Origin of the sequence: Arsukibacterium sp., from assembly GCF_018402695.1 — a bacterium.
GTDB lineage: Bacteria > Pseudomonadota > Gammaproteobacteria > Enterobacterales > Alteromonadaceae > Alishewanella.
Genome location: NZ_JAGYIM010000012.1, coordinates 1 through 22,843 on the forward strand (window position 1 = coordinate 1; position 22,843 = coordinate 22,843).

The 22,843-nt window shown below is 46.2% G+C and carries 22 protein-coding genes, 1 tRNA gene and 1 rRNA gene; 8 read left to right on the plus strand and 16 right to left on the minus strand.

Annotated features, from left to right (window positions below; all coding sequences use genetic code 11):
• Both KG631_RS06480 and rimI read right to left on the minus strand, forming a co-directional pair.
• Window positions 1-255, minus strand: a 16S ribosomal RNA gene (locus KG631_RS06480); the annotation flags it as partial.
• 532 nt (window positions 256-787) lie between these two features.
• Complete coding sequence (gene rimI, locus KG631_RS06485) at window positions 788-1,930, minus strand: ribosomal protein S18-alanine N-acetyltransferase (protein WP_213996962.1); 1,143 nt, start codon at window positions 1,928-1,930, stop codon at window positions 788-790.
• A 164-nt stretch (window positions 1,931-2,094) separates the two neighbouring features.
• Here rimI and KG631_RS06490 point away from each other — a divergent pair, with 164 nt between their 5' ends.
• Window positions 2,095-3,561, plus strand: a complete 1,467-nt coding sequence (locus KG631_RS06490) for a RimK family protein (protein WP_213996963.1) — start codon at window positions 2,095-2,097, stop codon at window positions 3,559-3,561.
• A gap of 38 nt (window positions 3,562-3,599) precedes the next feature.
• On the opposite strand, the gene KG631_RS06495 is transcribed toward KG631_RS06490, so the two are convergent.
• From KG631_RS06495 to KG631_RS06515, 5 genes are all read right to left on the minus strand, one after another.
• Window positions 3,600-3,685: transfer RNA gene (locus tag KG631_RS06495), tRNA-Leu, on the minus strand.
• 138 nt (window positions 3,686-3,823) lie between these two features.
• Window positions 3,824-4,771, minus strand: a complete 948-nt coding sequence (locus tag KG631_RS06500; protein WP_213996969.1) for a 2-oxoglutarate and iron-dependent oxygenase domain-containing protein — start codon at window positions 4,769-4,771, stop codon at window positions 3,824-3,826.
• Window positions 4,772-4,787: 16 nt separating this feature from the next.
• Window positions 4,788-5,996: a NupC/NupG family nucleoside CNT transporter gene (locus KG631_RS06505; protein WP_213996972.1), complete on the minus strand. Its 1,209-nt coding sequence runs from the start codon at window positions 5,994-5,996 to the stop codon at window positions 4,788-4,790.
• A 17-nt stretch (window positions 5,997-6,013) separates the two neighbouring features.
• The gene (gene udk / locus KG631_RS06510; RefSeq protein WP_213996974.1) at window positions 6,014-6,646 is read right to left on the minus strand and encodes a uridine kinase; all 633 of its coding nucleotides are present in this window, start codon (window positions 6,644-6,646) and stop codon (window positions 6,014-6,016) included.
• A 123-nt stretch (window positions 6,647-6,769) separates the two neighbouring features.
• Window positions 6,770-9,889, minus strand: coding sequence for a TonB-dependent receptor (locus tag KG631_RS06515; RefSeq protein WP_213996976.1), 3,120 nt, complete (start codon window positions 9,887-9,889; stop codon window positions 6,770-6,772).
• A 364-nt stretch (window positions 9,890-10,253) separates the two neighbouring features.
• Between KG631_RS06515 and KG631_RS06520 the strand changes: the two genes are divergently transcribed.
• Entirely contained in the window at window positions 10,254-11,384 is a 1,131-nt protein-coding gene (locus tag KG631_RS06520) for an endonuclease/exonuclease/phosphatase family protein (protein WP_213996979.1), read from the plus strand.
• Between the two features lie 41 nt (window positions 11,385-11,425).
• On the opposite strand, the gene rlmM is transcribed toward KG631_RS06520, so the two are convergent.
• The 7 genes from rlmM to mutY are packed head-to-tail and all read right to left on the minus strand — an operon-like array spanning window position 11,426 to window position 15,770.
• On the minus strand, window positions 11,426-12,160 hold the full coding sequence (rlmM, locus tag KG631_RS06525) for a 23S rRNA (cytidine(2498)-2'-O)-methyltransferase RlmM (protein ID WP_301003653.1): 735 nt from the start codon (window positions 12,158-12,160) through the stop codon (window positions 11,426-11,428).
• Window positions 12,161-12,188: 28 nt separating this feature from the next.
• Window positions 12,189-12,509 carry a hypothetical protein gene (locus tag KG631_RS18805; protein WP_301003654.1) on the minus strand — a complete coding sequence of 107 codons (321 nt, stop codon included), beginning with the start codon at window positions 12,507-12,509 and terminating at the stop codon, window positions 12,189-12,191.
• Complete coding sequence (locus KG631_RS06530; RefSeq protein ID WP_213996982.1) at window positions 12,506-12,883, minus strand: DUF423 domain-containing protein; 378 nt, start codon at window positions 12,881-12,883, stop codon at window positions 12,506-12,508. Before KG631_RS06530 ends, KG631_RS18805 begins: the two co-directional genes overlap by 4 nt.
• The gene (locus tag KG631_RS06535; protein WP_213996983.1) at window positions 12,858-13,478 is read right to left on the minus strand and encodes an alpha/beta family hydrolase; all 621 of its coding nucleotides are present in this window, start codon (window positions 13,476-13,478) and stop codon (window positions 12,858-12,860) included. Before KG631_RS06535 ends, KG631_RS06530 begins: the two co-directional genes overlap by 26 nt.
• Window positions 13,459-14,394 carry a transcriptional regulator GcvA gene (locus tag KG631_RS06540; RefSeq protein ID WP_213996985.1) on the minus strand — a complete coding sequence of 312 codons (936 nt, stop codon included), beginning with the start codon at window positions 14,392-14,394 and terminating at the stop codon, window positions 13,459-13,461. Before KG631_RS06540 ends, KG631_RS06535 begins: the two co-directional genes overlap by 20 nt.
• Window positions 14,395-14,414: 20 nt before the next feature.
• Window positions 14,415-14,687 carry an oxidative damage protection protein gene (locus KG631_RS06545; protein ID WP_213996988.1) on the minus strand — a complete coding sequence of 91 codons (273 nt, stop codon included), beginning with the start codon at window positions 14,685-14,687 and terminating at the stop codon, window positions 14,415-14,417.
• Window positions 14,688-14,699: 12 nt separating this feature from the next.
• Complete coding sequence (gene mutY / locus KG631_RS06550) at window positions 14,700-15,770, minus strand: A/G-specific adenine glycosylase (protein ID WP_301003655.1); 1,071 nt, start codon at window positions 15,768-15,770, stop codon at window positions 14,700-14,702.
• A 155-nt stretch (window positions 15,771-15,925) separates the two neighbouring features.
• On the opposite strand from mutY, the gene trmB reads away from it, so the two are divergent.
• The 3 genes from trmB to KG631_RS06565 are packed head-to-tail and all read left to right on the plus strand — an operon-like array spanning window position 15,926 to window position 18,025.
• Window positions 15,926-16,666, plus strand: a complete 741-nt coding sequence (trmB, locus tag KG631_RS06555; protein ID WP_213996994.1) for a tRNA (guanosine(46)-N7)-methyltransferase TrmB — start codon at window positions 15,926-15,928, stop codon at window positions 16,664-16,666.
• Window positions 16,666-17,685, plus strand: a complete 1,020-nt coding sequence (locus tag KG631_RS06560) for a class I SAM-dependent methyltransferase (protein ID WP_213996996.1) — start codon at window positions 16,666-16,668, stop codon at window positions 17,683-17,685. Before trmB ends, KG631_RS06560 begins: the two co-directional genes overlap by 1 nt.
• Before the next feature lie 4 nt (window positions 17,686-17,689).
• A complete protein-coding gene (locus KG631_RS06565; RefSeq protein WP_213996998.1) occupies window positions 17,690-18,025 on the plus strand; it encodes a hypothetical protein in 336 nt (111 codons plus the stop codon).
• Here the strand turns inward: KG631_RS06565 and KG631_RS06570 are convergent.
• Window positions 18,022-18,420: a DUF3293 domain-containing protein gene (locus KG631_RS06570; RefSeq protein ID WP_213997002.1), complete on the minus strand. Its 399-nt coding sequence runs from the start codon at window positions 18,418-18,420 to the stop codon at window positions 18,022-18,024. The genes KG631_RS06565 and KG631_RS06570 overlap by 4 nt on opposite strands.
• A 145-nt stretch (window positions 18,421-18,565) precedes the next feature.
• On the opposite strand from KG631_RS06570, the gene KG631_RS06575 reads away from it, so the two are divergent.
• From KG631_RS06575 to KG631_RS19185, 3 genes are all read left to right on the plus strand, one after another.
• Window positions 18,566-20,275, plus strand: a complete 1,710-nt coding sequence (locus KG631_RS06575) for an ATP-binding protein (RefSeq protein WP_213997005.1) — start codon at window positions 18,566-18,568, stop codon at window positions 20,273-20,275.
• 195 nt (window positions 20,276-20,470) lie between these two features.
• Window positions 20,471-20,674, plus strand: a complete 204-nt coding sequence (locus KG631_RS18810; protein ID WP_301003656.1) for a hypothetical protein — start codon at window positions 20,471-20,473, stop codon at window positions 20,672-20,674.
• A 178-nt stretch (window positions 20,675-20,852) separates the two neighbouring features.
• Window positions 20,853-21,182 carry a winged helix-turn-helix domain-containing protein gene (locus tag KG631_RS19185; protein WP_365868322.1) on the plus strand — a complete coding sequence of 110 codons (330 nt, stop codon included), beginning with the start codon at window positions 20,853-20,855 and terminating at the stop codon, window positions 21,180-21,182.
• Window positions 21,183-21,213: 31 nt separating this feature from the next.
• Here the strand turns inward: KG631_RS19185 and KG631_RS06585 are convergent.
• Window positions 21,214-22,843 (minus strand): ATP-binding protein (locus KG631_RS06585; protein ID WP_213997008.1); only part of this gene is annotated, 1,630 nt, incomplete at its 5' end.

Genomic DNA, 22,843 nt, shown 5'->3' on the forward strand with positions numbered 1-22,843 from the left:
ATTACCACACCAACTAGCTAATCCCATATAGGCGCATCCGATAGTATATGGCCCGAAGGTCCCATACTTTGGTCCGTAGACATTATGCGGTATTAGCCACCGTTTCCAGTGGTTATCCCCTCTATCGGGCAGCTTCCTATACTTTACTCACCCGTCCGCCGCTCGTCATCAGCTGAAGGCATGTTACCGCTCGACTTGCATGTGTTAGGCCTGCCGCCAGCGTTCAATCTGAGCCATGATCAAACTCTTCAATTAAAGTTTTTTCGAGACTTTCGTCTCAGCTCAGCATTACTGACTAAATCTTTATAACTTGGTCACTCATACTGATTTGTTTCGTTTACACGAACATCATTATAAGTGCCCACACAGATAATTGATTGCGAATTGTTAAAGAGCGTGCTTCAAACTCATTTGAAGCGGGAGGCGTATGTTACACTTCCCAGATTTTAAGTCAAGCGTGATAAGTTGTCTTTTTTACTAAACAGCTTGTCGCGTTTGACGCGTTTCTTACTTAACACTGCTAACATCGCTTTTCGGGGCTTTCGTTACCACCCTGAAGCGAGTGCGCCATTTTAGTGATTTAAACCTGACTGTCAAGCCTCTTTTTTAAAGATTTTTGCAATCCGGCTTATCTCACACGAAGCATGCTTAGCGCAGCACCCCTTGGCATGGCGCGCATTATAGGGGGTTTAAAAGCAGGCGCAAGTAGAAACACAATAAAAATTTGGTTTTAGTGTTCGTTCGGATAGAAAGCAAACAATTTAACCAAAAAAGCTACAACCAAAGGTTACTTCTCATCCAGACCAATAATTACAGCCGCCTTAAGCCGCTTTTTACCGTAACTGAAAGCTTTATTGAAAACCTTATGCTCAATTGGAATGTACTGCCGCTCTGCTGCCGACAACCAGGGAATGTCAGCAGTATCCGGGTCATTGATGTAAATGAAATGTTCATCTGCCGCACATAGTACTACCCAGTGTGGTGCTTTACTTTTATCAAACTGCCAGGTGCTAATCAACGCTATGACCAATTTTCCCTGCTGTAAATAATGTCTTATGGCAGTCAAACTGAGATCGACATAATGCACTGCTATTCCCTGTTGCCCGGTTTGTTGCTTAAAAGAATCATGTACTCGCTGTAGCACTGCCTTTTTAACCTCACTGCGCACACTATCGCCAAACAGCAGACCTTCATTGTTTACATACACTTCTACAGCAAAACCTCTGCGATCTGCAGCGAGCGCTAACCCCCGCGGGCCGCAGCCGCCATGACCACTGGTCATAAAAATTGTGGTTGCCTCTCGCCATAGCTGTATTTCAAGCTGGTAAGGATCATATGCGCCAGGCTTAAAGTAATTGAACGCCATTAACAAGCTCGCCGGACCACAGGTAAAAGGCGTGGTTTGCGCAATGTAGGGTACCTGCCGGGATACTGAGTCACTATTAAACTGAATGATCTGTTTCTGCATACAAATAGCATCAGCATGATCTTCGTAAAAGTCATGCTTAATCGCAAACTCATGGTATTGCAGCTTTTGATACAGCTTAATTGCAGTGCTGTTATCTCTACGTACTTCCAAACGCAATAACGCACAGTGTCTGTTTGCAGCTTGCTGCTCCGCTTCAGCCATAAGTTTTTCAGCTAAGCCCTGCTTACGGAATGCCGGGTCTACCGCTATAGAATATAACCGAGCAAGGCTGGTAGCCCGACGATATATCAGCAAAAAATAGCCAGCAAGCTGCCCATTAACCTCAAGCACCACCAGATCGCTGCGTTTCTCAGTAATGAAACGCCGGAAACTGCGCACACTAAGCAGGTCAGTACTAAAACAGCGTTGCTCCAGCAACTGCAAGGCCGGCACATCAGCCAGTGCGGCATCTCTTAGTGCTATGTTGCACGATTGCTTGGCGTTAACTAACTGCACAGTCATCAATGGTTATCCTTTAACGTCGGTTACCAGTATTAACTGGTCACGCCATCACACCAGTTATCCATATGAAATGCCAGTAAGAAATTCTGATGCTATGCTGAAAAATAATTTGCTGTCATTCACTGCACTAATCAGTCAGGCTAAACCCGTAAACAGGAGGATACATGGCGAAACTGATAATAATAGTCGATAAAGCTCAGGACTGGGCACCTTTTCATCAGTATGACGGCGTAATGAGTTTACCCGCGTATTTAAAGTGGTCGGTAAAACAAAAGCAGCGGGTCAGGGTAATAAACCTTTGCCGTCAGTCTCATTATCTGGGCAGCGGTTACTATTGTTCACTACTGGCTGAAGCTCGCGGCCATAATGTTATGCCGTCGGTACGGGCATTTAATAAATTTAATCGCCATGAGATTGCAGATATCGCTGACGAAGTGCCACTGGCACTATTGCAGCAATTAAACAAAGACCTGACTGAAGAGACAGCAAGCCAGCTCACTTTTAATATTTACTTTGGGGAAACAGAGCATAAAGCTTTAAAGAAGGTTGCCTCTTATCTGTTTGAGGCTTTTCCAGTACCAATCCTTCGGGTGGAGCTGCAAAAGAAAACCCGCTGGCAAGTTAAAACCCTGAAAATTGGTAGCGTTAATAAACTCACTGAAACCGAACAAAGTCTGTTTGGCAATATTCTGGAAAAGTACAGTCACAAAATCTGGCGCTTAGAGCCGGCAAACCGTAAATTCAAGTACGACTTGGCGGTATTGGTTGATCCGAAAGAGAAGTTTCCACCCTGCACCCCAAAGTCATTGGAACTGTTCGTCCGGGCAGCAAAGAAAGCTGCGATGGACGTAGAACAGATTACTGCTAAAGATATACACCGGCTGGCAGAATTTGATGGTTTATTTATAAGAGAAACAACAGCAGTAAATCACCACACTTTTTATATGGCCCAGAAGGCCGAGCGCGAGGGTTTGGCAGTCGTTGATGATCCTAACTCGATTTTACGTTGCGGCAATAAAGTCTATCTGCACACCTTATTTGAACAACATAAAGTACCGATGCCAGATGGCCTGATGTTATTTAAACAGGATGAAGACAATCTGGAACGGGCTGCTGACAACCTCGGCTTGCCACTGGTGCTGAAAATACCGGATGGCAGTTTCTCCCGCGGCGTAATAAAAGTTAAAACGCTGACCGAGCTGAGATCTACCCTGGCAACCCTGTTTGAACAAAGCGCGATTATTTTGGCCCAGCGCTATACCTTTACCGAATATGATTGGCGGATTGGTGTGCTAAATGGCCAGGCTATTTTTGCCTGTAAATACTTTATGGCACGGAACCACTGGCAAATCTATAAACATGGTAAGGCCAAAACCGAAAGTGGCGGCTTCAGTACCTGTGCGGTAAACGAAGTGCCTGCTCATGTACTGGAGGCTGCAATTCGTGCCTGTGCGCCTATAGGTGACAGTTTGTATGGCGTAGATGTAAAGCAGGATGGCGATAAAGTGTATGTTATAGAAGTAAATGATAACCCAAACATCGATGATGGCGTGGAAGACTTGCATCTGGGCAATAAGTTATACGACATTCTGGTAGAAGACTTTATTCGCCGCATTGAACTAAAACGATAAATTGCAGGCACAAAAAAACCGGCGTAAGCCGGTTAATTTGGTGCAGATGGAGAGACTCGAACTCTCACGCCTTGTGGGCACAAACACCTGAAGCTTGCGTGTCTACCAATTCCACCACATCTGCGTTATGTTTTGCACTGCTATTTTAGCCAGCTGCTTAACATGGCGAGCAGTATAGCGATTCAAAAAAACTAGTCAACTATTGAATTCAACTATTCTGCTCGTTTTTGCTCGTTCGCTTATTTGCTGAACAAGGCCACTACTATTTCGCTTTTTTCAGTAAGCCAATTTCTTCCAGACGCTGCATTAAGTAGTCGTTGGAGTTAATTGGCTCCGGATAGCGATTGGGCCGATCCTCACTGATACATGTATCCAGCGTTTCGATTACATAGTCCGGATTCGGGTGCATAAAAAACGGAATCGAGTAACGCGGCTCACCAGCGGCTGCACCTGCCGGGTTAACCACGCGGTGGGTAGTCGATGGCAACACATGGTTAGTTAAGCGCTGCAGCATATCGCCAATATTAACCACTATGGTGCCTTCAATCGTCGTTACCGGTAACCAGCTACCATCGCGGCGCAGAATCTCTAACCCGGCTTCATTTGACCCTACCAACAAGGTGATCAGGTTAATGTCTTCATGCTGGCCAGCGCGGATAGATTCAGTAGTCGTATCTTTAATAGGCGGATAATGGATAGGCCGCAAGATAGAATTGCCGTAGTTCACTTTATCAGCGAAATATTGCTGCTCCTGGCCTAAAAACAACGCCAATGCCTCCAGCACCCGGTTACCTAACTTTTCCAGCTCGGTAAACAACGTATAGGTCGCCTCTTTAAACCCAGGCACTTCCGCCGGCCAGACATTTGGATACAAACACGGGTGGGGCGCCGGGCCTGCCAGCTCACGGCCAACATGCCAGAACTCTTTTAAATCAGGGTGATTAGAGTCTTTGGCTTTTTCAACGCCAAATCCGGTATAACCCCTTGCCCCACCCTGCCCGGGCTTATGGTACTTCGCTTTAACCTCATTCGGTAAAGCAAAGAATTGTTTAATCGCACTGTACGTATTTGCTACCACTTCATCGGAAATACCGTGGCCACTAATGCCGCAGAATCCAAACTCGGTGTAGGCTTTGCCAATTTCGGCAACAAAGTTATCTTTGTCGGTGGCAAACCGTCTTATATCTAACGTTGGAACTTGCTGTGTCATATAAAAGACCTGTTTGTTAGCCTAAGGAAAAAAAGAACCCTGCAATAGCAGCGCTCATTAAGTTAGCCAATGTTGCCGCAAGCAGGGCTTTTAATCCCAGCTGTGCAATATCAGCCCGGCGACCTGGCGCCATACCGCCCAGACCGCCTAATAAAATAGCAATTGACGAAAAGTTAGCGAAACCACACAAGGCAATTGTGACAATGACCTGGGTATGAGCGCTTAACTGATCTTTCACCTGCACAAAGTCGAGGTATGCGACAAATTCATTAATGACCAGTTTCTGGCCAATAAAACTGCCGGCAAGCCGGGCTTCATCCCAGGATACCCCCAGAATAAAAGCCAGCGGCTGAAACACATAACCGAATATCAGTTGCAGGGTCAGATTTTCCATGCCAAACCAGCTGCCAACTCCGCCAACAATGCCGTTAACCAGGGCAATTAACCCGACAAAAGCCAATAACATGGCACCGACATTTAATGCCAGCTGCATACCACTGGACGCACCCGCTGCAGCCGCATCAATCACATTGGTATGTGGCTTTTCAGTGCTGATTTCGGTTAGCTCATTCTTTGGCTGCTCTGTTTCGGGTAATATTATTTTCGCCATTAAAAAGCCGCCCGGGGCAGCCATGAAACTAGCGGCGATCAGGTACTTCAGCTCAATTCCTAAACCTGCATAACCCGCCAGCACTGAGCCGGCAACCGATGCCAGTCCACCCACCATAACAGCAAATAACTCAGAGCGGGTCATCGTCGGGATAAACGGCTTTACTACCAATGGTGCTTCCGTCTGGCCAACAAAAATATTGGCCGCCGCTGACATCGATTCTGGCCGGCTGGTGCCAAGCAACTTTTGTAAACCACCGCCAATTAACCGAATAACCCAACTCATTAAACCGATGTGATACAACACCGCAATCAACGATGAGAAAAAGATAATAATAGTTAATACATGAATGGCAAAAATAAAGCCTTGTGAAAATTTACCCAAATCACCAAATAAAAACTGGATACCAGCATTGGCATAACCGATAACATTCGCCACAACCTGGGAGATGCTGTACAACACATCCTGGCCAAAAGGTACATATAGTACAAAGGCACCTATCAGTAACTGAATAGCAAATGCACCACCAACGGTACGCCAGTTTATCCGGCTGCGATGCGCTGACGCTGCAATTGCAACCAGTAACAGAGCAAAAATGCCCACTAATCCCATCATACGTTATTCCCTGATTATTATTCCGCCAGCAACTGACGAATTTTTGCTTTTATAATATCGATAGCTATTTGATTTTTACCGCCCCGGGTCACCACTAAATCGGCATATTGTTTTGAAGGCGCGATAAACTCAAAAAAAGCCGGTCGCACTGTCGTCTCATACTGCTCAGTAACTGACGCCAGGCTTCTGCCACGGTCTTCCAGATCGCGTTTGATCCGGCGTAGCAAACAAATATCTAATGGTGTATCCATAAATACACTGATATCAAACTGTTGACGCAGTTTTTCATCATTCAGCAGCAAAATGCCTTCCACCAGAATGACTTTTGCAGCCTGCACTTTAATAGTTTCGTCCAGCCGGGTATGCAGCTTGTAACTGTATTGCGGCATCTCAATACTCTGGCCGGCACGCAAACGCTGTAAATGTTCAACCAGTAAAGCATGCTCAAAAGCAGAAGGGTGATCGTAATTGGTCAGAACCCGTTGATCGAAAGATAAGTGACTTTGATCCCGGTAATAGGCATCTTCCGATAATATTGCTATGCGCTCGCCACCTAACTCAGCAACCAGCTCCTGATAAACGGTTGATGCGAATAAACTTTTACCTGATGCCGACGCACCAGCAATAGCAATAATGGTATTCTTAGCCACAACGTTGCCTACTTTCTGGAAAACAGCTGGCGATTATCGCTAATAATGGGGCAGATAGAAATAAAAACAGCTAAAAAAAATGCCCGCATTAAGCGGGCATTCGTATTAACAATTAAGTTTGGTTTAGAAGCGGTAGCTTACGCCCACTTTTAAACGCCAGGTTGAATCTTCTGTGTAGAAAGTATCCCAGTTACGGGTGTTGGTAGACGGGTTACCGTATATGTACTGACGCGTTGCTGGGTCAATAGTAAACTCAACCAGTTCAGTTGTACCAAAGTTGCTGCCGTACACCTTGCCTTTGCTGCTATCCAGCAGATTCAGGAAGTTGTCTACAGTCAAATAAACTAAACCTTTATGCCCTTCCATAAAACCAGGGATTTCCTGACGGATACTTAAATCCAGCGTTGTTACCCAAGGAGTGGTGTTTACACCCTTCGGCAGATAACCACCGGCATACTTACTCAGACCCAGAGCATTTATGGTATTGAAGAACGTTTCCTCAGCTTGTGGAGAAGTAAATACAACGTTAGCGTCACCAGGTGATGGGATATACGGTAAGAACGCATCGTTGAATGTGCCTGGGCTTAACAAGCCATAAGGGTCACGACCCGGGCCGTCACGTCCGTCTAAATCATTACCGTCTGCATAGTAGGTAATTGGCTTACCAGAGCGGCGCTCGAAGAACATGTTGAAGTTGGTTGCATAACCTTCGAAAAACTCATGCTTGTAACCAAAATTCACTACGAAACGATGTTCTGTTTCAAATGTTGAGCGGCCAACAATTGCTTCGTTCCGGTTAATAACCGTATTGAAACCATAGTTACTGGTAGCAGTAGAACTGGTGCTGGTGTGAGCGTCAGTAATGTCCTGATTAGTATAAGACGCCGTAACGTTGATACCATTGTCCCAGTTTTTACTCAGGATTGAACTGAATACGATAGAACGACCATCCTTATCGGCATTGGTCAACATCAGGTCACGGGTATTGCCGTCTTCGTCATCATAAATAATACGACCGCCATCTGCAGTAGTACCATCTTCGTCGCCAGTTAAACTTGCATCAGTCCAGAAAGCAGTATTCTCTCCTTTCTTATACATTAACTCGTTGGTCCACAGGAAGTTATTACCCAGCATTGGCATATCGAAACGATAATCTGCTGCTACCTGTACCCGCCAGTCAGAAGGCAACTTAAAGTTAGGGTCAGTAAAGTTGGTACTGCCATAAACTGCAGAGTTTGACACCGCATCACGTAATTCCTGCGGAACTTCTGTCAGGCTGACATTGGTGAAGTCTTCACCGTCGGCCTGGCCAATACCTACGCCAGGGTTAGAGTAAGAGTTTGACACCCATACTGTTGGCTGACCACCAGAGAAACGACCAAAACCACCGCGAATAACTAAATCGTCTGTTGCATCCCACTTCACAGCAAAACGTGGCAAGATAATACCAGTGCCGTCAAGATTTTCACTATTATCTAACCCACCGGTTCTGGCAGCCATCTGGTCGTTAAATAACGGGCTGTCATCAGAAGCCAGCATTTCGTAACGAATACCGAAATCGATAGTCACATCAGTGCTGAACGCCCATTCGTCATGAACATAGAACGCATGTTCATCGCGCACGAAAGACGCCGCTGCATCATTCGGATCTAAGCTGTTGGTATTTTGGTAACCCACTTCAGCAGCAATGCGGTTTTCAAAGTCTTCCAGGCTGGCAAAAACATACTCGCCTTTGGTACGTTGTAAAAACAGGTTGAAAATATCCAGGCGCTTAAACTGGTAACCAAAGCTAACACTGTGATCGCCAATCAGATAATCAGCATCTAAACCCAGAATGAAGGCTTTCTTTTTCAGGTCATTTGAATGTCTGGAGAAATCAGAACCCAGTGCCACATCACCTGAATCAGTTTCAACCAATACGTCACCAAAATCACCAAACGATGCCTGGATAGTTGGGTTATCCAGATACGTCAGGCTTAACTGGGTTGATAAATCAGGGGTCCAGTCAGAGTAAAGTTTAAATGCATAGTTGGTAAGTTCTTCAACCCGGTTGTACCAGTGTGAAGATAAACGCAATTCAAATGGGTTTGAACTTTGGTTTGAAGTACGGTTACCTTTAGTATATTGATAGGTAAACGCAGCACGGTGCTGGTCGTTAATGTTCCAGTCTAATTTTAACAACAACTTCTCGTCATCGGTTACCGGAGCCACATCCCAAACACCCGGGTCTACACCGTAGATACGCTGTGCGATATCTCTTACCGCTTCATAATCAGCTAACGTGGTATTTGACTGGTTTGGCGCGCTACTGCCCGCAGGGCCCCATTCGACAGCAGTTTCTGCTTCAAAAAACTCATAAGAAACAAAATAGAAAAGCTTATCCTGAACTAATGCGCCACCCAAAGTAGCACCATAAGTAGTCTCATCAAACTCAATTGGAATGTCATTACGGCCATTTTTAGGCGTGCCGGCTAAACCGTCATTCTGCGTTTCATAAAACACAGAACCAAACATTTCATTACCACCTGACTTGGTAACCGCATTAATTTTTGCGCCCTGGAAACCGCTGTCTTTGGCATTGAATGGCGAAACGTCAATGGTGATCTGATCAATTGCTTCTAAAGAAATAGGCGAACGGGTGGTAGGGTAACCATTTGCATTCAAGCCGAAATCATCGTTTTGAGCAATACCATCAACACTGATGCTGTTAAAGCGAGGGTTAGTACCGGCAACACTCAGCTCGCCATCTTTTGAAGACAACACAGCCAGTGGGTTGTTTCGGACGATGTCTTTGATATCACGGGCAAAACTTGGCGCGTTCTCGATATCTTCAGAACTGAAATAGCTGTTGCTACCGATATTCTGGGCAACAATTGAGCTGCCGGTAACAGTAATGCGCTCAACCTGCTGAGTTGGCTCAACCTGAGCATTTAAACGTAAGGTATCATCCAGCGACAGAAAAATGTTGTTATAGGTTTTTACGCCCTGATCGCTGGTAATAGTAATTCTGTATGGTCCGCCAACCCGCAAACCCATGCTTGAGAAAGCACCTGATTCGTTAGTTACTGCGTTTGAACGAGTGCCTGAAGGTAAATGGACAATCTCAACCTTGGCATTAGCCACAACCTGGCCGGCTGGGCTAATAACATTACCACGGACACCTGAAGAGGTATCATTCGCCATAGCGACATTAACCGACCCGAGTGCCAGAGTTACGGCCAACGCTAAATGTTTTATTTTCATATCGTTTTCACCTGGTAGTTGATAGTAGTGTTCTAATTCCGTTTGAATACATATGCTGTTTTCAATCTGGGGCTAAGTGTAACTAACTTTTATGTCATTTTCGTTACACGACAATTTAACCGGGAACTTTTAAGCTCTTCTTTAGTCAAATAGCGCCTGTCACGCAAGTGTAACATGGCTGGTCTGAGTTGCGAATGATCACAACTTAAATTGGTCAAAAAAATATCAGTTATTTGCATAAATCTGCACTACGCTGGCGTTTTAGTAACAGCACCGTTATTCTTATCAGCCCTTTCTTAAACTACTTTAAACTATGCTTAAACATCTTTATTTTGGCTTAATAATGCTTACGCCCGGAGTATCTATGGCCGATAAAGCCACCGAGATAAAAGTCGCCACCTTTAACGTCAGTATGGAATCGACCAATTATCTGCCACCCGGCGAAACCGGCGATAACGCTGTGTTAGCAAACGTTCTGGCCAACGGCGAAAACCCGCAGGTAAAGAATATTGCCGCGATTATTCAGCGGGTCCGGCCAGATGTACTGCTGTTAAACGAGTTTGATTATATTGAACAACCAAACAAAGGCATTAAGGCTTTTATTAAAAACTATCTGGGAAAAGCCCAGCAAGGTAGCCAGCCAATAGACTATCCGTACTTCTATTACTCAACCGTTAATACCGGCCAGCCCAGTCCATTTGATCTTGACAATGATGGCCAGGCCACCGGTGTCGGCGCTGATGCCTGGGGGTTTGGTTTTTATCCCGGCCAGTATGGTATGGCTATTCTGTCTAAATTTCCGATTGATGCTAATAAAGTCAGAACGTTTCAGCAGTTTAAATGGCGCGATATGCCCGGCTTTATGCCAACTACCAAAGAAGATGGCAGCCCCTGGTACAGCGAAGCGGCATGGCAACAAATGCCACTGTCGTCAAAATCACACTGGGATGTACCGGTAATTGTCAATGACAGGCGTATCCATATTCTGGCCAGTCACCCTACCCCGCCGGTATTTGACGGGCCTGAGAATCGTAATGGCATTCGTAATCACGATGAGATCCGCTTCTGGCTGGATTACCTCGAACCGGGCAAAGCAGGCTATATTTATGATGACAACGGCAATAAAGGTGGCTTGGCTGAAAACGCCCGGTTTGTGCTATTGGGCGATTTAAACGCGTCAGCCGATGGTGATGGCGATGCCATTAACAGCGCGATAAAAGCATTGGTAAACCATCGCAGAATTCAACAAGACTTCGTGCCGGAAAGTTCAGGTGCGGCAGAAAACGCCCCTGAGGTGGCGCACGCCAAATATCATACGGCGGGTTGGCGGATGCGGGCCGATTACGTACTGGCGTCAGAGTTTGGTTTTACTGTTAAAGAAGGGGGGGTGTTCTGGCCAGCTAAAAGTGAACCGGATCACCCACTGGTTGGTACCCGCGGCGCCAGCTCAGATCATCGACTGGTTTGGCTGAAGCTTGAATTACGCGCTGAATAATGCAGCGCGTAATTCCAATAAGGAAACAAATAAGAACACGCTTAGAATTTCAAAACCAGGTTTTGCACATGTACCGTAACTTCTTCACGGTCATGGTACAGGTGCTTAACCTGCAAGCGAAATTTAATATCGGCATCTACCAGGCGCTGCTCAAGCTGAGCCAATATCTCGGTTACAGTTTCATAGCGCTTTTTCATCGGTAGTTTTAAGTTAAATATTGCTTCCTGACACCAGCCGTTAATCAGCCAATCGCCCATCCGCTCGGCAACCCGCTGCGGCTGCTCAATCATGTCGCAGACAACCCAGTAGACATTTTTCTTTTGCGGCTCAAACTTAAAACCATCTACCGTTAAATGCTTAACCTGGCCGGTTTGCATTAGCGACTCAGCCATAGGGCCATTATCAATAGCGGTTACCATCATGCTGCGTTTTACCAACTGATAGGTCCAACCACCGGGGCTGGAGCCTAAATCAACTGCATTTAAGCCACCGCCTAAACGCTTATCCCATTCAGCCTTAGGAATAAACTGCAAAAATGCTTCTTCAAGTTTTAACGTGCTCCGACTAGGGGCTTCGTTAGGGAACTTCAACCGCATAATACCGTTTTCCAGCGGGCTATTATTTTCAGGATAAGACAAGCCAACATACCCTTGCTGACCACTAAGTAACAACACATGCAAAACCGGTGCTCGTTTTTGCTCTTTTGGCAATAATACCCGGGCTTTACGCAAAGACTGGCGAAGAGGTACGGTTAATTTACGCGCCAGGGTTGACAACGTTTTACCATCGTTTGTTTCAGGATATTCAACCCGTAAGATCACCACAGCCGGTTAATTCAGCAGCAACGAGAGCTTCAAGTACCGGCGCTATTCGGTCATCAGACGGCAATTCAAGCAGTTCAGCCTGCAACAGACACCATTGGCGGATGAAAATAAAATGCTCAAATGGATAGTCTCGATAAAACTCTGCCAGGCTATCAGCATCATAAGCTTCAAAAATAACATAGGCTGAATTTGCCTTGAGTTTACAAAAACCAAAAACATCATAGCTACTGGCTTTATCCTGAATTTCCGCTGCGCATTCTTTCTCAAAGCCCGCCCGGCAGTAAAGTAGTAATTGTTTCATTTAACATCCTTTCGCCAGGCGCTTATTCCAAGCAACAACCAGCCAATAATCAAAATTTGTCCACCGAGCGGAGCCAGGGCAGAATAATACAATGGCAATGTCAAAACGCCGGCAAACAAGGTCCAGCAGAATAGCCAAAGCCCGAGGTGCCAGAGCAGTACAACTAACTTCAGCAGTTTTGATGCGGGTAACTGACGGCCCACAATCAGTAATGCCAGCGTATGAAAGGCCAGCATGCTAATTGCACTTAACAAGCGGCCGAAGTCATTGCTATCCAAGCCGTTCCACACGTGCATCAGCGCTGCAGCCAACCCCACTACTGCAGCGCCATATAAAGCTGTCAGACTGTTAATCACGGGCCAGAAGTATTTCATCTATTACCTCACTGCAATGTTCAGCCGCTCTCCTGATAATACTTTGCTGTTGCAAGCCGCTGGCTTTGGTTGGCTTAAAATCATGATCCGCCGCCGTTAGCCAGTGGATGCTGACGTTTGGCCAGCTTAACGCAGCCAGTTCAGTATGTTTACCAAAAGGGTCACGCTCGCCCTGCAAAATGTGTAAAGGCGCCGTCAGTCTGGCAAAGTGCTCAGTCCGCCACTGGTCTTTGCCAGGTGGATGAAACGGGTAGCCAAAGGCAAATATGGCGTTAACCTGCGTTGTGTCAGGCAAGTTAAGCATACTGGCCACCCTGCCGCCCATTGATTTACCACCAATAAATAATGGCAAGCTGCCATCTGCGTGCCCAATCTGCGCCATAAAATGCTGCTGCAACGCATCCATTTTATCAGGTGGTCTTTTACTGCCCAGTTCAATACTGCGCTGCATGTAGGGAAAATTAAAGCGCTGTACTGCAATATTATGCTCAGCCAGCGCGTGCGCCAGGGCAACCATAAAGGGGCTATCGCAGGGCGCACCGGCACCATGTGCCAGGATTAAGCGGGCTTTGGCGTTAATCAATGGCGACGGCATTAGTAAATTGCTGCTCGGTAAACAGTTGTTGCTCAGCGGTGACCATATCGACCATCCATTGGCGAAAGGCGGTAATTTTACCCAGCTCGGCCTGGCTTTCCCGGCATACCAGGTAATAGGCGTCTTTACTGATAAGCACGTGGTTAAATGGCACTATCAGGCGGCCCGAATTAATGTCGGGCCGGGCCAGTACGTTATGGGCCAACGCGACACCCTGGCCATGAATAGCTGCCTGCAACACCATAGAGGAATGGCTGAAAATCGGCCCCTGATTAACGTTAAACTGCTTGAAGCCCTGGCTGGTAAACCAGGCTTTCCAGGCTCGACGCGACCCATCGTGTAATAAATTATGCTTTGCCAGATCAGTTGGCTCGTTTAGTGGCTTGCCACTATTTAGTAGCAAAGGTGAACACACTGGCAACAGGTACTCGGTATGCAACTTATCGGCATGCAAGTTTCGCCAGTTGCCACGGCCGTAATAAATTGCGACATCAACGTCATCGGTCAACGAGCCTTCATCTAAATCAACCGCTTTTATCCGGACATCGATATCTGGATGTTGCTCACTAAACTGATTTAAACGAGGTACCAGCCACTGAATGGCAAAACTGGGCTGCAAACTGACCGTTAACGACCCTTTAGCACCACGGGCCAGCAGTTTTTCTGTTGCTTCGTGTAACTGCAGAAATATTTCTTTGATATCCAGAAAGTAACTTTGGCCCTCTTCTGTCAGCAACAGCGAGCGGTTTTTACGCATAAACAACTTTAAGCCAAGGTGGTCTTCCAGCGCTTTAATCTGATGGCTAATGGCAGCCTGGGTAACATACATTTCTTCAGCCGCCTTAGTAAAACTAAGGTGCCTGGCCGCAGTTTCAAAGGCTTTTAATGCATTTAGTGGTGGCAGACGACGCGCCATAAATTCGCTTAACTCTATAATTAACTGGCAGGTGGCTTGTAGCCTTCAATTTCAATATCCTGGCCCTGGAACAAAAAGGCTTCCATTTGCTGTTCCAAAAACTGCCGGTGTTCAGGATTCATCATATTTAGTTTCTTTTCGTTAATCAGCATAATTTGCTTAGCCTGCCATTTGCTCCAGGCTTCTTTGCTGATTGAATTGAAAATTTTACCGCCAAGCTCGCCCGGATATAACTGAAAATCTAATCCTGGTGCTTCTTTTTTTAAATACTGACAGAAAACTGTTCTGCTCATAAACGTTGCTCCTCATTCCGGGGTATGTAATGTCTGCAGCTGTTGCAGCAGAATTTTAGCTGGTGCCGATAACCCCACCTGCGGTAATTGCGCTATTGTAAACCATTGCGTGTCAGTTTGCTCCTGCACAAGCTCAGGTTTAGTCTCAAGCTGCACCCGCTGTGGGGTTATCCATAAGTGAAAATGACTGAAGGTGTGCCTAAAGGCAGGCAGCTCATGGCTTGCAGCAACCCGCAGATTATTTAACAACAAAAAATCGGATCGCAGCTGCTCGCTGTCAAATTCAAGAAAACCATATAATCCGCCCCATAAACCACTGGCCGGCCTTTGTTGCAATAGCACCTTACCTTCATGTTGCAGCATCAGCCAGAAGCTGTGCTTTTCTGGTAAAATTTGCTTTGGCTTTTTACCGGGATACAACGTCTGCTCCCCCGCTAACGCCGCCTTGCAATGTAATTTAAGCGGACATTCAGCGCATCGGGGTTTGCTACGACTACACAACGATGCACCCAAATCCATCATCGCCTGGTTAAACGGCGCAACCTGGTTGTTTTTTGGCGTGACTAACTCAGCCAATTGCCACAATTGTTGCTCAACCGCTTTGTTACCCGGCCAGCCTGCAACTGCGGCAAACCGGCTAAGCACCCGCTTACAATTTCCATCTAAAATTGGATATTGCTGTTCAAGTGCCAGCGACAAAATTGCGCCAGCCGTGGAACGCCCAATACCCGGCAGAGCCAGGACCTGCTCAAATTTAACAGGAAAGCTGCCGTTGTACTCAGAGGCGATAATCTGAGCAGCCTTATGTAAATTGCGGGCCCGGGCGTAGTAGCCCAGCCCGGTCCACAAATGTAACACCTCGTCCTGTTTGGCGGCGGCCAGACTGGAAATGTCCGGAAAACGCTGAGTAAACCGCTCGAAATAAGGAATAACTGTCGCAACCTGAGTTTGCTGCAGCATCACTTCACTCAGCCAGGTTTTATAAGGGCTTTTGTTAATTTGCCAGGGCAGGCTTTTACGACCATGTAGCTGATACCAGCTAAGCAACTGTTCTGAAAACCAATTAGCAATATTTTTTTGCAACAGCCGGCCTCTCTTATTTCAGTAGTTATTTCACCACTTTGCCAATTGCTGCGCAGTATAAGCAGCTTGCCGCTTAAAGCCAACGCAAAACGTCAGTTGAGCTTAGCCGCTAATATCCGCATAATGTGCGCCGCAGTTTTATTTCGGAGCCCACAATGAGCAACACCCCAGTGCAACCTGAATCACAGCAAACTTCAGCAGACAGTGGCGAGAGCGTACCTTATATACGCAAAATCCGCTCTTTTGTGCTGCGTGAAGGCAGGCTGACTAAAGGCCAGCAAAATGCACTTGATAATCACTGGCCGGCATTTGGCTTAAGTTATCAGTCCAGTTCGCTGGATCTGCCCCGGGTCTTCGGCCGCAGTGCACCTGTTGTGCTGGAAATTGGTTTTGGTATGGGAAAGTCGTTGGTGGAAATGGCTGCAAATGCTCCTGATAAAGACTTTATTGGCATTGAGGTACATAAACCCGGTGTCGGTGCCTGTCTTGCAGATGCTGCAGCAGCCGGCTTAACTAATTTACGGCTATTTGAACACGATGCCGTTGAAGTATTAAATGACAGTATCGCTAATGAGAGCCTGAATACTGTCCAGTTGTTTTTTCCGGATCCCTGGCATAAAAAACGCCATCATAAACGGCGCATTGTCCAGCCGGAATTTGTTCAGCTATTGCGCCAGAAACTGCAGATTGGCGGCGTATTTCATATGGCAACAGACTGGCAAAACTATGCAGAGCACATGCTAGAAGTGATGCAGAACGCACCAGGTTTTCAAAATGTGTCAGCTTCAGCAGATTACGTTGAGCGCCCGGCACATCGGCCCCTAACCAAATTTGAACAGCGCGGCCAACGGCTTGGCCATGGCGTCTGGGACTTAATGTTTACAAGGATAAGCTGATGCTAGCCAACACCAGCCAGATGTTGCTGCGTAATGTTGCGGATTTAACCGGTAATATTTTAGTTGTCGAGCCACCGGCCGATGAGCTGGCCCGCAATCTGCTGCCAGCACTGCCGGCAGATGCAACGCTTTGCTGTTATACCACTAACGCCGCAACCGCAGAACAATGGCAGATGCCTGAGGTATCCCGCTATTTCAGTGCCTTGCCTGAGTTTACACAGCAATTTGATACCGTGGTTATTTATTACCCGAAAAGCAAAGAGCAACTCAGTTTCAGTCTTGCCGCCATTGCCCCGGCATTAAATAGCAGCAGCCAGATCTACCTGGTAGGTGACAATAAAGGGGGGATTAAAAGCCTTGGTAGTCACGCCGGCAAACTCGGGTTGCAGGCTCACAAACTTGATAATGCCAAACATTGCCTGTGGTATTGCATCAGCGGTTCATTGGCAGAATTCACTAAACCGGTATTCAGCCAGCACCAATTTACCATTGCTCAAACCACACTGAATATTTGCTCTATTGCCGGGGTATTTAATCATGGCAAGCTGGACACCGGTACTGCCCTGCTTTTAAATCATTTGCAGCATATTACTAAGGGCTCAGTATTGGATTTTGGCTGTGGCTGCGGGGTTATTGGTGCCTATCTGAAGAAAAACCACAACGAAATCAGTCTCTACTGCTCTGATGTCAGTGCACTGGCCGCAGCAGCGACAGAGCAGACGTTACAAGCCAATAAGTTGCAGGGTACGGTAATCACTGCCGATGGCCTGCCAACACACCCCGCCAGCTTCGATCATATTGTCAGTAATCCGCCGTTTCATACGGGTATTAAAACCGACTATAGTATCAGCGAAGCGTTTATCAGCCAGAGTAAAACCAGATTAAAAACCGGTGGCAGCCTGACGTTGGTCGCTAACTCGCATTTGGCTTATCAGACGCTGCTGGAGCAAACTTTTGGTAAGGTCGTGGTTCTGGCCAAAGCAAATGGTTTTGTTATTTATCACGCTATTAAAAGGTAATATGATGAAATTGCGGTTAGGAAAGCTGCTAGCGGTTGTCGTCATTGCGACTATAGTTATACCTCTAACAGGCCCGGTACAGGCCGCAGTTCCTCAGCAATGCATTCAGCACAAAAACCGGGTAAAAGCGTGCCCGCATCAGCTGTACCGGGCAGATAAATTACCTTCGCAACCTAAAACCCAGCTGCTTTGTATTTGCGTCACCGACTTTCAGCCACTGCTGCAGCAACCTACCAACGAGCAGCAAAAAATTGAGCAAAATATGACCCGACGGCAATATCAGGTTGAATATGGCGATGATTTGCCGGTGATCCTGGCAATTTTGCAGCGTCAGCGTTAATCGGCAAGCAGAATTACTCTGCTGTCAAATAAACCAAGATACTCTTCATGCTGCTGATAAAGCACTGGCACCAGATAAAGCTTATTTTGCTCAATCCAGTAAATGGCATTTTGTTGTAAATTCTGTCCAAGCTGCAATGCTGTTATTTTATCGCAGAACACTATCCAGCTTTTTTCCTGAAAACGTAAATCGGCAGATGCCCCTATTACCGAGCGATATGGGATACGGGCTTGCTGTAAAACACCTTCAAACCGCTTGTCGAGACATAAATTAAGATGGGGATTTTTCATTTCACCTGCCGGATTCTGGGCACTGATGATGGCAAAATCCAGCTGACTTGCCAAACGTTGCCGGCAGATAAAGACACTGTCTTTATAAGCTTCCCATAACGACATCTGTAGTACTCATTAAAATGACCCCATTAACTATAACTGCCGGCTACAAAAACACCAAACAGGTTTGCTAAAACACCATTAACTGCATAACATCAATAAATAATCTGGAACAGTTGCAGCAATGTCAGCTAAAAGTGAGCAATGCATGAAAGCAGTAGTCAACACCAGCCCTAAAACCAGTACCATTCGCAATGCATTATTTGCCGGTGTGATGACAATCTGTAGTCTGACTATCTGTGTCTCCATGCTCGCCTCTACGATGCAAGACATCAAGCAGCAACGCCAGGCACTTATAAACGAACTGAAAAGCTATGCCAGTATTATTGCCTTTAATGCCCGGGCCAGTTTCGCCGAAGCCGAAGAAACCATTGGGCAAACTGCTGCAGATTTTGCTGATGAGCAGGAAAGTATTTATAACGATTTTGCCCACACTGAAGAAAGCCGGCTACGCTCGTTTGACGCGGTGCCCATGTTTCACAATATCCATATATACCGGCTGCAGCAGTCGTCAGAAGAGTTAGTGCTGTACTCAATTTATAATGCCCGTGGTGTAGGTCCGTACCCGGCACAGTTGGAAAAAGTAGCATCTTTCGTCGAACCGCAACTCAGTGATAACTACATTGAATTAAGCCAGGAAATCAGGCTAAACGATGCGCTTGCCGGCTACGTTTTCATCAGAGCCAGTCAGCAGGAATTGCAAAACTATATTCAGAACCGGATTTTAATCGATTTATTTATCATTTTGTGCGCCCTGGGCGTAGCCTATTTACTTACCCGCAAACTGGAGCAACGGTTTACCACACCGATAAATCAATTACTGCAGTTGGTGCAGAGCGTCGCCAAAGATAAGGATTATCACTTACGTGCCCCGCCAAACAGCATTGAAGAATTTAACGTTTTTGGCAAAGCCTTGAATACCATGCTTGATAAAATTGAGCGCCAGATTATCAAGCAACAACAAACGGAAACAGAAATTCGTGAGCTTTATCAGGGATTGGAGCAAAAGGTTAATGAACGGACAGAAGCGTTAAAATCATCTAATCAGGAGTTATTAAATACCCTTGCTACCTTGCATCAGTATCAGAACCAGATTGTTGAGACTGAAAAGATGGCCAGTCTCGGTCAGATGGTTGCCGGCGTTGCTCACGAAGTCAATACGCCGATAGGCTTGGGGGTAACAGCTTCCACCTTATTGCAGGACAAACTGACCAACATTGAACGGGCCTTTACTGAGAAAAAACTGACATCATCGCAACTTGGCCGGTTTTTAGCTGAAAGCAAAGAAAACCTGGGCATTATTTATCGCAACCTCGAACGCGCCGCAAGTTTAATAAGCAGTTTTAAACAAGTTGCAGTCGACCAGTCAAATGACAGTCAGCGCAGCTTCAACATGGCACAGCTTATCAATGAAGTATTATTGTCGTTGCGCCCCAATCTGAAAAAGACCCGTCATCAGGTAGTTGTAGAGTGCCCAGCTGAGCTGACTATCGAAAGTAAACCGGGGCCAATAAACCAAATACTGATTAACCTGATAATGAATAGCCTTATCCACGCTTTCGACGATAACGAGCAGGGCGAAATACATATTTCAGTTAAAATAAATGGCACCCGCTGTCAGCTTAGTTACAGCGATAATGGCAGTGGCGTTCCTGAAACAATTAAAAAACGCATTTTTGATCCCTTTGTTACTACCAAACGCGGTGAGGGCGGTAGTGGTCTGGGCCTGCATCTGGTCTATAATCTGGTTACTCAGGCATTAAATGGCAAAATTAGTTTTGACAGCACTCTTGGTTTCGGCGTGAAGGTGCTTGTAGACTTTCCGGTAATAAATAATAGCCATAAAAACACAATTTGAAGCTATCTCTCTGTAATAATTAACTTTTTAAATGCAAGATAAGCTAACACTAATTAATGAGGGCCATTTGTTAACAAAAATCTTGTTAACAAATGGCCAGCCCGCTATAATTGCGCCAGTATTTGACATGTCCACAGCAACTATAGTAATTAGTACGCTATACTGTTCACAAAAAACACATAAGGTTTAACTCTAATGCAAACACCTGTGATTCTGATCGTTGAAGATGAAGAAGTTACCAGACTCAATCTGGTTAATCTGTTCCAGGGTGAAGGCTATGATGTCATCGAAGCAGTTAACGGCGAAGAGATGTATCAAAAGCTGGAACAAAATCCAGCAAACCACAATTGGTTATGGTTCATTAATTTACCTGGTAAATGGTCTGATCCTGGCTCGTGAGCTACGTCAGAAGAGAATATTGGTCTTATTTTCCTGACATTTTGGTCGTGATAGTGAAGTAGACCGTATTCTGGGACTGGAAATTGGTGCCGATGATTACCTGACCAAGCCATTTAACCCACGTGAACTGACTATCCGTGCCCGCAACCTGCTGGGGCGCACTGTTGCCCAGCCTGTGGTGGAAGAGCATAAAAGTATTGTTAAGTTTAACGGCTGGACCTTAGATGAAAACAGTCGAAACCTGACATCACCAAAAGGTATGGCACGTCGCTTACCTAAAGGTGAATACCGCGCGCTGCGTTTAATGCTGGACACTCCTGGCAAAATTTTTACTCGCGAGCAGTTAATCCGTCATATGACAGGTCGTGAGTTACGTCCAAATGACCGCACAGTAGATGTAACAATTCGTCGCATTCGCAAGCACTTTGAATCAGATATCGACAGCCCTGAGTTAATCAGCACTATTCATGGTGAAGGTTATCGGTTTGTAGGTAAGATAGACAAGTAAGCTATTTAACAGCCTGCAGCAGTGGGCTCAGTTAATTCGCTTCAATAAACTCATACAGAGCAGCCAGGTGCTGCTCTGCTTTTAAGTGGTAATCAACTAATTGCCGTTCCAGCCCTTTCCAGTTCGTTGCTTCCTGCTCAAACTTCTTCGCCTGCTGTTGCACCCAGAGTAAGCCTACCGACGCCGCTGCGCCTTTCAGCTTATGGGCAGACTCTCTGAAATCCTGCGGATGCTGCTGTACCGCCGCTTCAATCATTTTGTTTATGTAGCCTGGCAATAACTGAGCAAACAACTGGGCGCTGCGTTTCATTGCATCAGGCCCCAATGACTGCATATAGTCTTGCAGGGTAGCCAGATCAAGGATCTGATTATCATTGTTGTCGGGTTCAACCGGGCTAAGCTGTTGCAACTTTAAGGCACTGGGTGAAAACAACCGGGCCAGCATCTGGTCCAGTTTATTGGTATTAATCGGTTTTGCCAGCGCACCATCAACCTGAACGTCGGTTAGTTGTTCTTCGGCTTTTCTGACATTGGCACTAAGCACCACTATCGGGATGTTCTGCAAGTGGCTTTCACTGCGCATATAACGGGCAATCTGATCGCCATTCATATCCGGCAACTGCATATCCAGCAACACCAGATCGATATCATCTTCCGTTTCCAGCAGCGCAATGGCGTCTTCACCCGTTTCAGCATGAATAACCGTATGACCGCGCTGTTCCAGCAAGGCTGTGGCTATTTCGGCATTAAGTGGCACGTCTTCAATCAGTAAAACGGTAAGCTCTGGACAACTTATGGTGCTGATGCTTGGCGCAGCGACCTGCTCGGTTGGCAACTTCACACTAAAACAACTGCCCTGTCCCGGCTCGCTGCTTAATGAAATACTGCCGCCCATCGCCTCAACCAGTGCCCGCGATACCGATAAGCCAATTCCCGAGCCAACAATACTTAACCGGCGACCATCGGTTGACTTATAGTACATATCAAAAATACGTTCCTGCTCAGCACTAGCTATGCCAATACCGGTATCTATCACTTCAAACAATAACTCAGCAGGGCCTGTCGCCGTTGTTGTCAGCACGCAGTCGAGGGTTATTTGCCCCTGAGCTGTGAATTTCACTGCGTTATTTAACAAATTCCAAAGTACCTGGCGCAGCCGGGTTGCATCCAGTTTCAGGTAGCAATCTAAATCCCCCTGGCTGTTAATATCAAAGCCCAGGCCCTTTTGCTGACAAATCAGCTCAGCAAAATTAGCAATATCATTTAAAAAGCTCTGAATATGAATGCTTTGATAGACAATGTCTAAATCCTGGCGGTCAATCTTATCTAAATCAATAATATCATTGAAAATATTACCAAGCGTTTCGGCACTGCTGAAGATAGTATTAGCCCAGCTGTGTTGTTCTGGACCTAAAGTACTGTCCAGCAGCCGGCGGCTTAAACCAACAATGCCATTCAACGGGGTTCGCAGCTCGTGGCTTAACGTCGCGATAAACTTGCCTTTGTCCTGATAGGCTTTTTCCAGCGCCTGTTCTGCTAATTTACGCGAGGTAATATCACGACCAAATCCCAGCAAGCCGATGTAACGACCCTGACCATCATAGAAGGGTACTTTACGCATTTCAAACCAGAGTAGCTGACCATCAGGTTTTACAAACTCG

Excerpts from the sequence above, each read along its gene's own strand:
- KG631_RS06490 (WP_213996963.1), top strand. The coding sequence starts at position 2,095 with ATGGCGAAACTGATAATAATAGTCGATAAAGCTCAGGACTGGGCACCT.
- KG631_RS06570 (WP_213997002.1), bottom strand. The coding sequence starts at position 18,420 with ATGTCGTTATGGGAAGCTTATAAAGACAGTGTCTTTATCTGCCGGCAA.
- KG631_RS18805 (WP_301003654.1), bottom strand. The coding sequence starts at position 12,509 with ATGAAACAATTACTACTTTACTGCCGGGCGGGCTTTGAGAAAGAATGC.
- trmB (WP_213996994.1), top strand. The coding sequence starts at position 15,926 with ATGAGCAACACCCCAGTGCAACCTGAATCACAGCAAACTTCAGCAGAC.
- KG631_RS06565 (WP_213996998.1), top strand. The coding sequence starts at position 17,690 with ATGAAATTGCGGTTAGGAAAGCTGCTAGCGGTTGTCGTCATTGCGACT.
- KG631_RS06560 (WP_213996996.1), top strand. The coding sequence starts at position 16,666 with ATGCTAGCCAACACCAGCCAGATGTTGCTGCGTAATGTTGCGGATTTA.
- KG631_RS06515 (WP_213996976.1), bottom strand. The coding sequence starts at position 9,889 with ATGAAAATAAAACATTTAGCGTTGGCCGTAACTCTGGCACTCGGGTCG.
- KG631_RS06535 (WP_213996983.1), bottom strand. The coding sequence starts at position 13,478 with ATGCCGTCGCCATTGATTAACGCCAAAGCCCGCTTAATCCTGGCACAT.
- KG631_RS06505 (WP_213996972.1), bottom strand. The coding sequence starts at position 5,996 with ATGATGGGATTAGTGGGCATTTTTGCTCTGTTACTGGTTGCAATTGCA.
- KG631_RS06540 (WP_213996985.1), bottom strand. The coding sequence starts at position 14,394 with ATGGCGCGTCGTCTGCCACCACTAAATGCATTAAAAGCCTTTGAAACT.
- KG631_RS18810 (WP_301003656.1), top strand. The coding sequence starts at position 20,471 with ATGCAAACACCTGTGATTCTGATCGTTGAAGATGAAGAAGTTACCAGA.
- KG631_RS06520 (WP_213996979.1), top strand. The coding sequence starts at position 10,254 with ATGGCCGATAAAGCCACCGAGATAAAAGTCGCCACCTTTAACGTCAGT.
- KG631_RS06575 (WP_213997005.1), top strand. The coding sequence starts at position 18,566 with ATGAAAGCAGTAGTCAACACCAGCCCTAAAACCAGTACCATTCGCAAT.
- KG631_RS06500 (WP_213996969.1), bottom strand. The coding sequence starts at position 4,771 with ATGACACAGCAAGTTCCAACGTTAGATATAAGACGGTTTGCCACCGAC.
- KG631_RS06530 (WP_213996982.1), bottom strand. The coding sequence starts at position 12,883 with ATGAAATACTTCTGGCCCGTGATTAACAGTCTGACAGCTTTATATGGC.
- KG631_RS06545 (WP_213996988.1), bottom strand. The coding sequence starts at position 14,687 with ATGAGCAGAACAGTTTTCTGTCAGTATTTAAAAAAAGAAGCACCAGGA.
- rimI (WP_213996962.1), bottom strand. The coding sequence starts at position 1,930 with ATGACTGTGCAGTTAGTTAACGCCAAGCAATCGTGCAACATAGCACTA.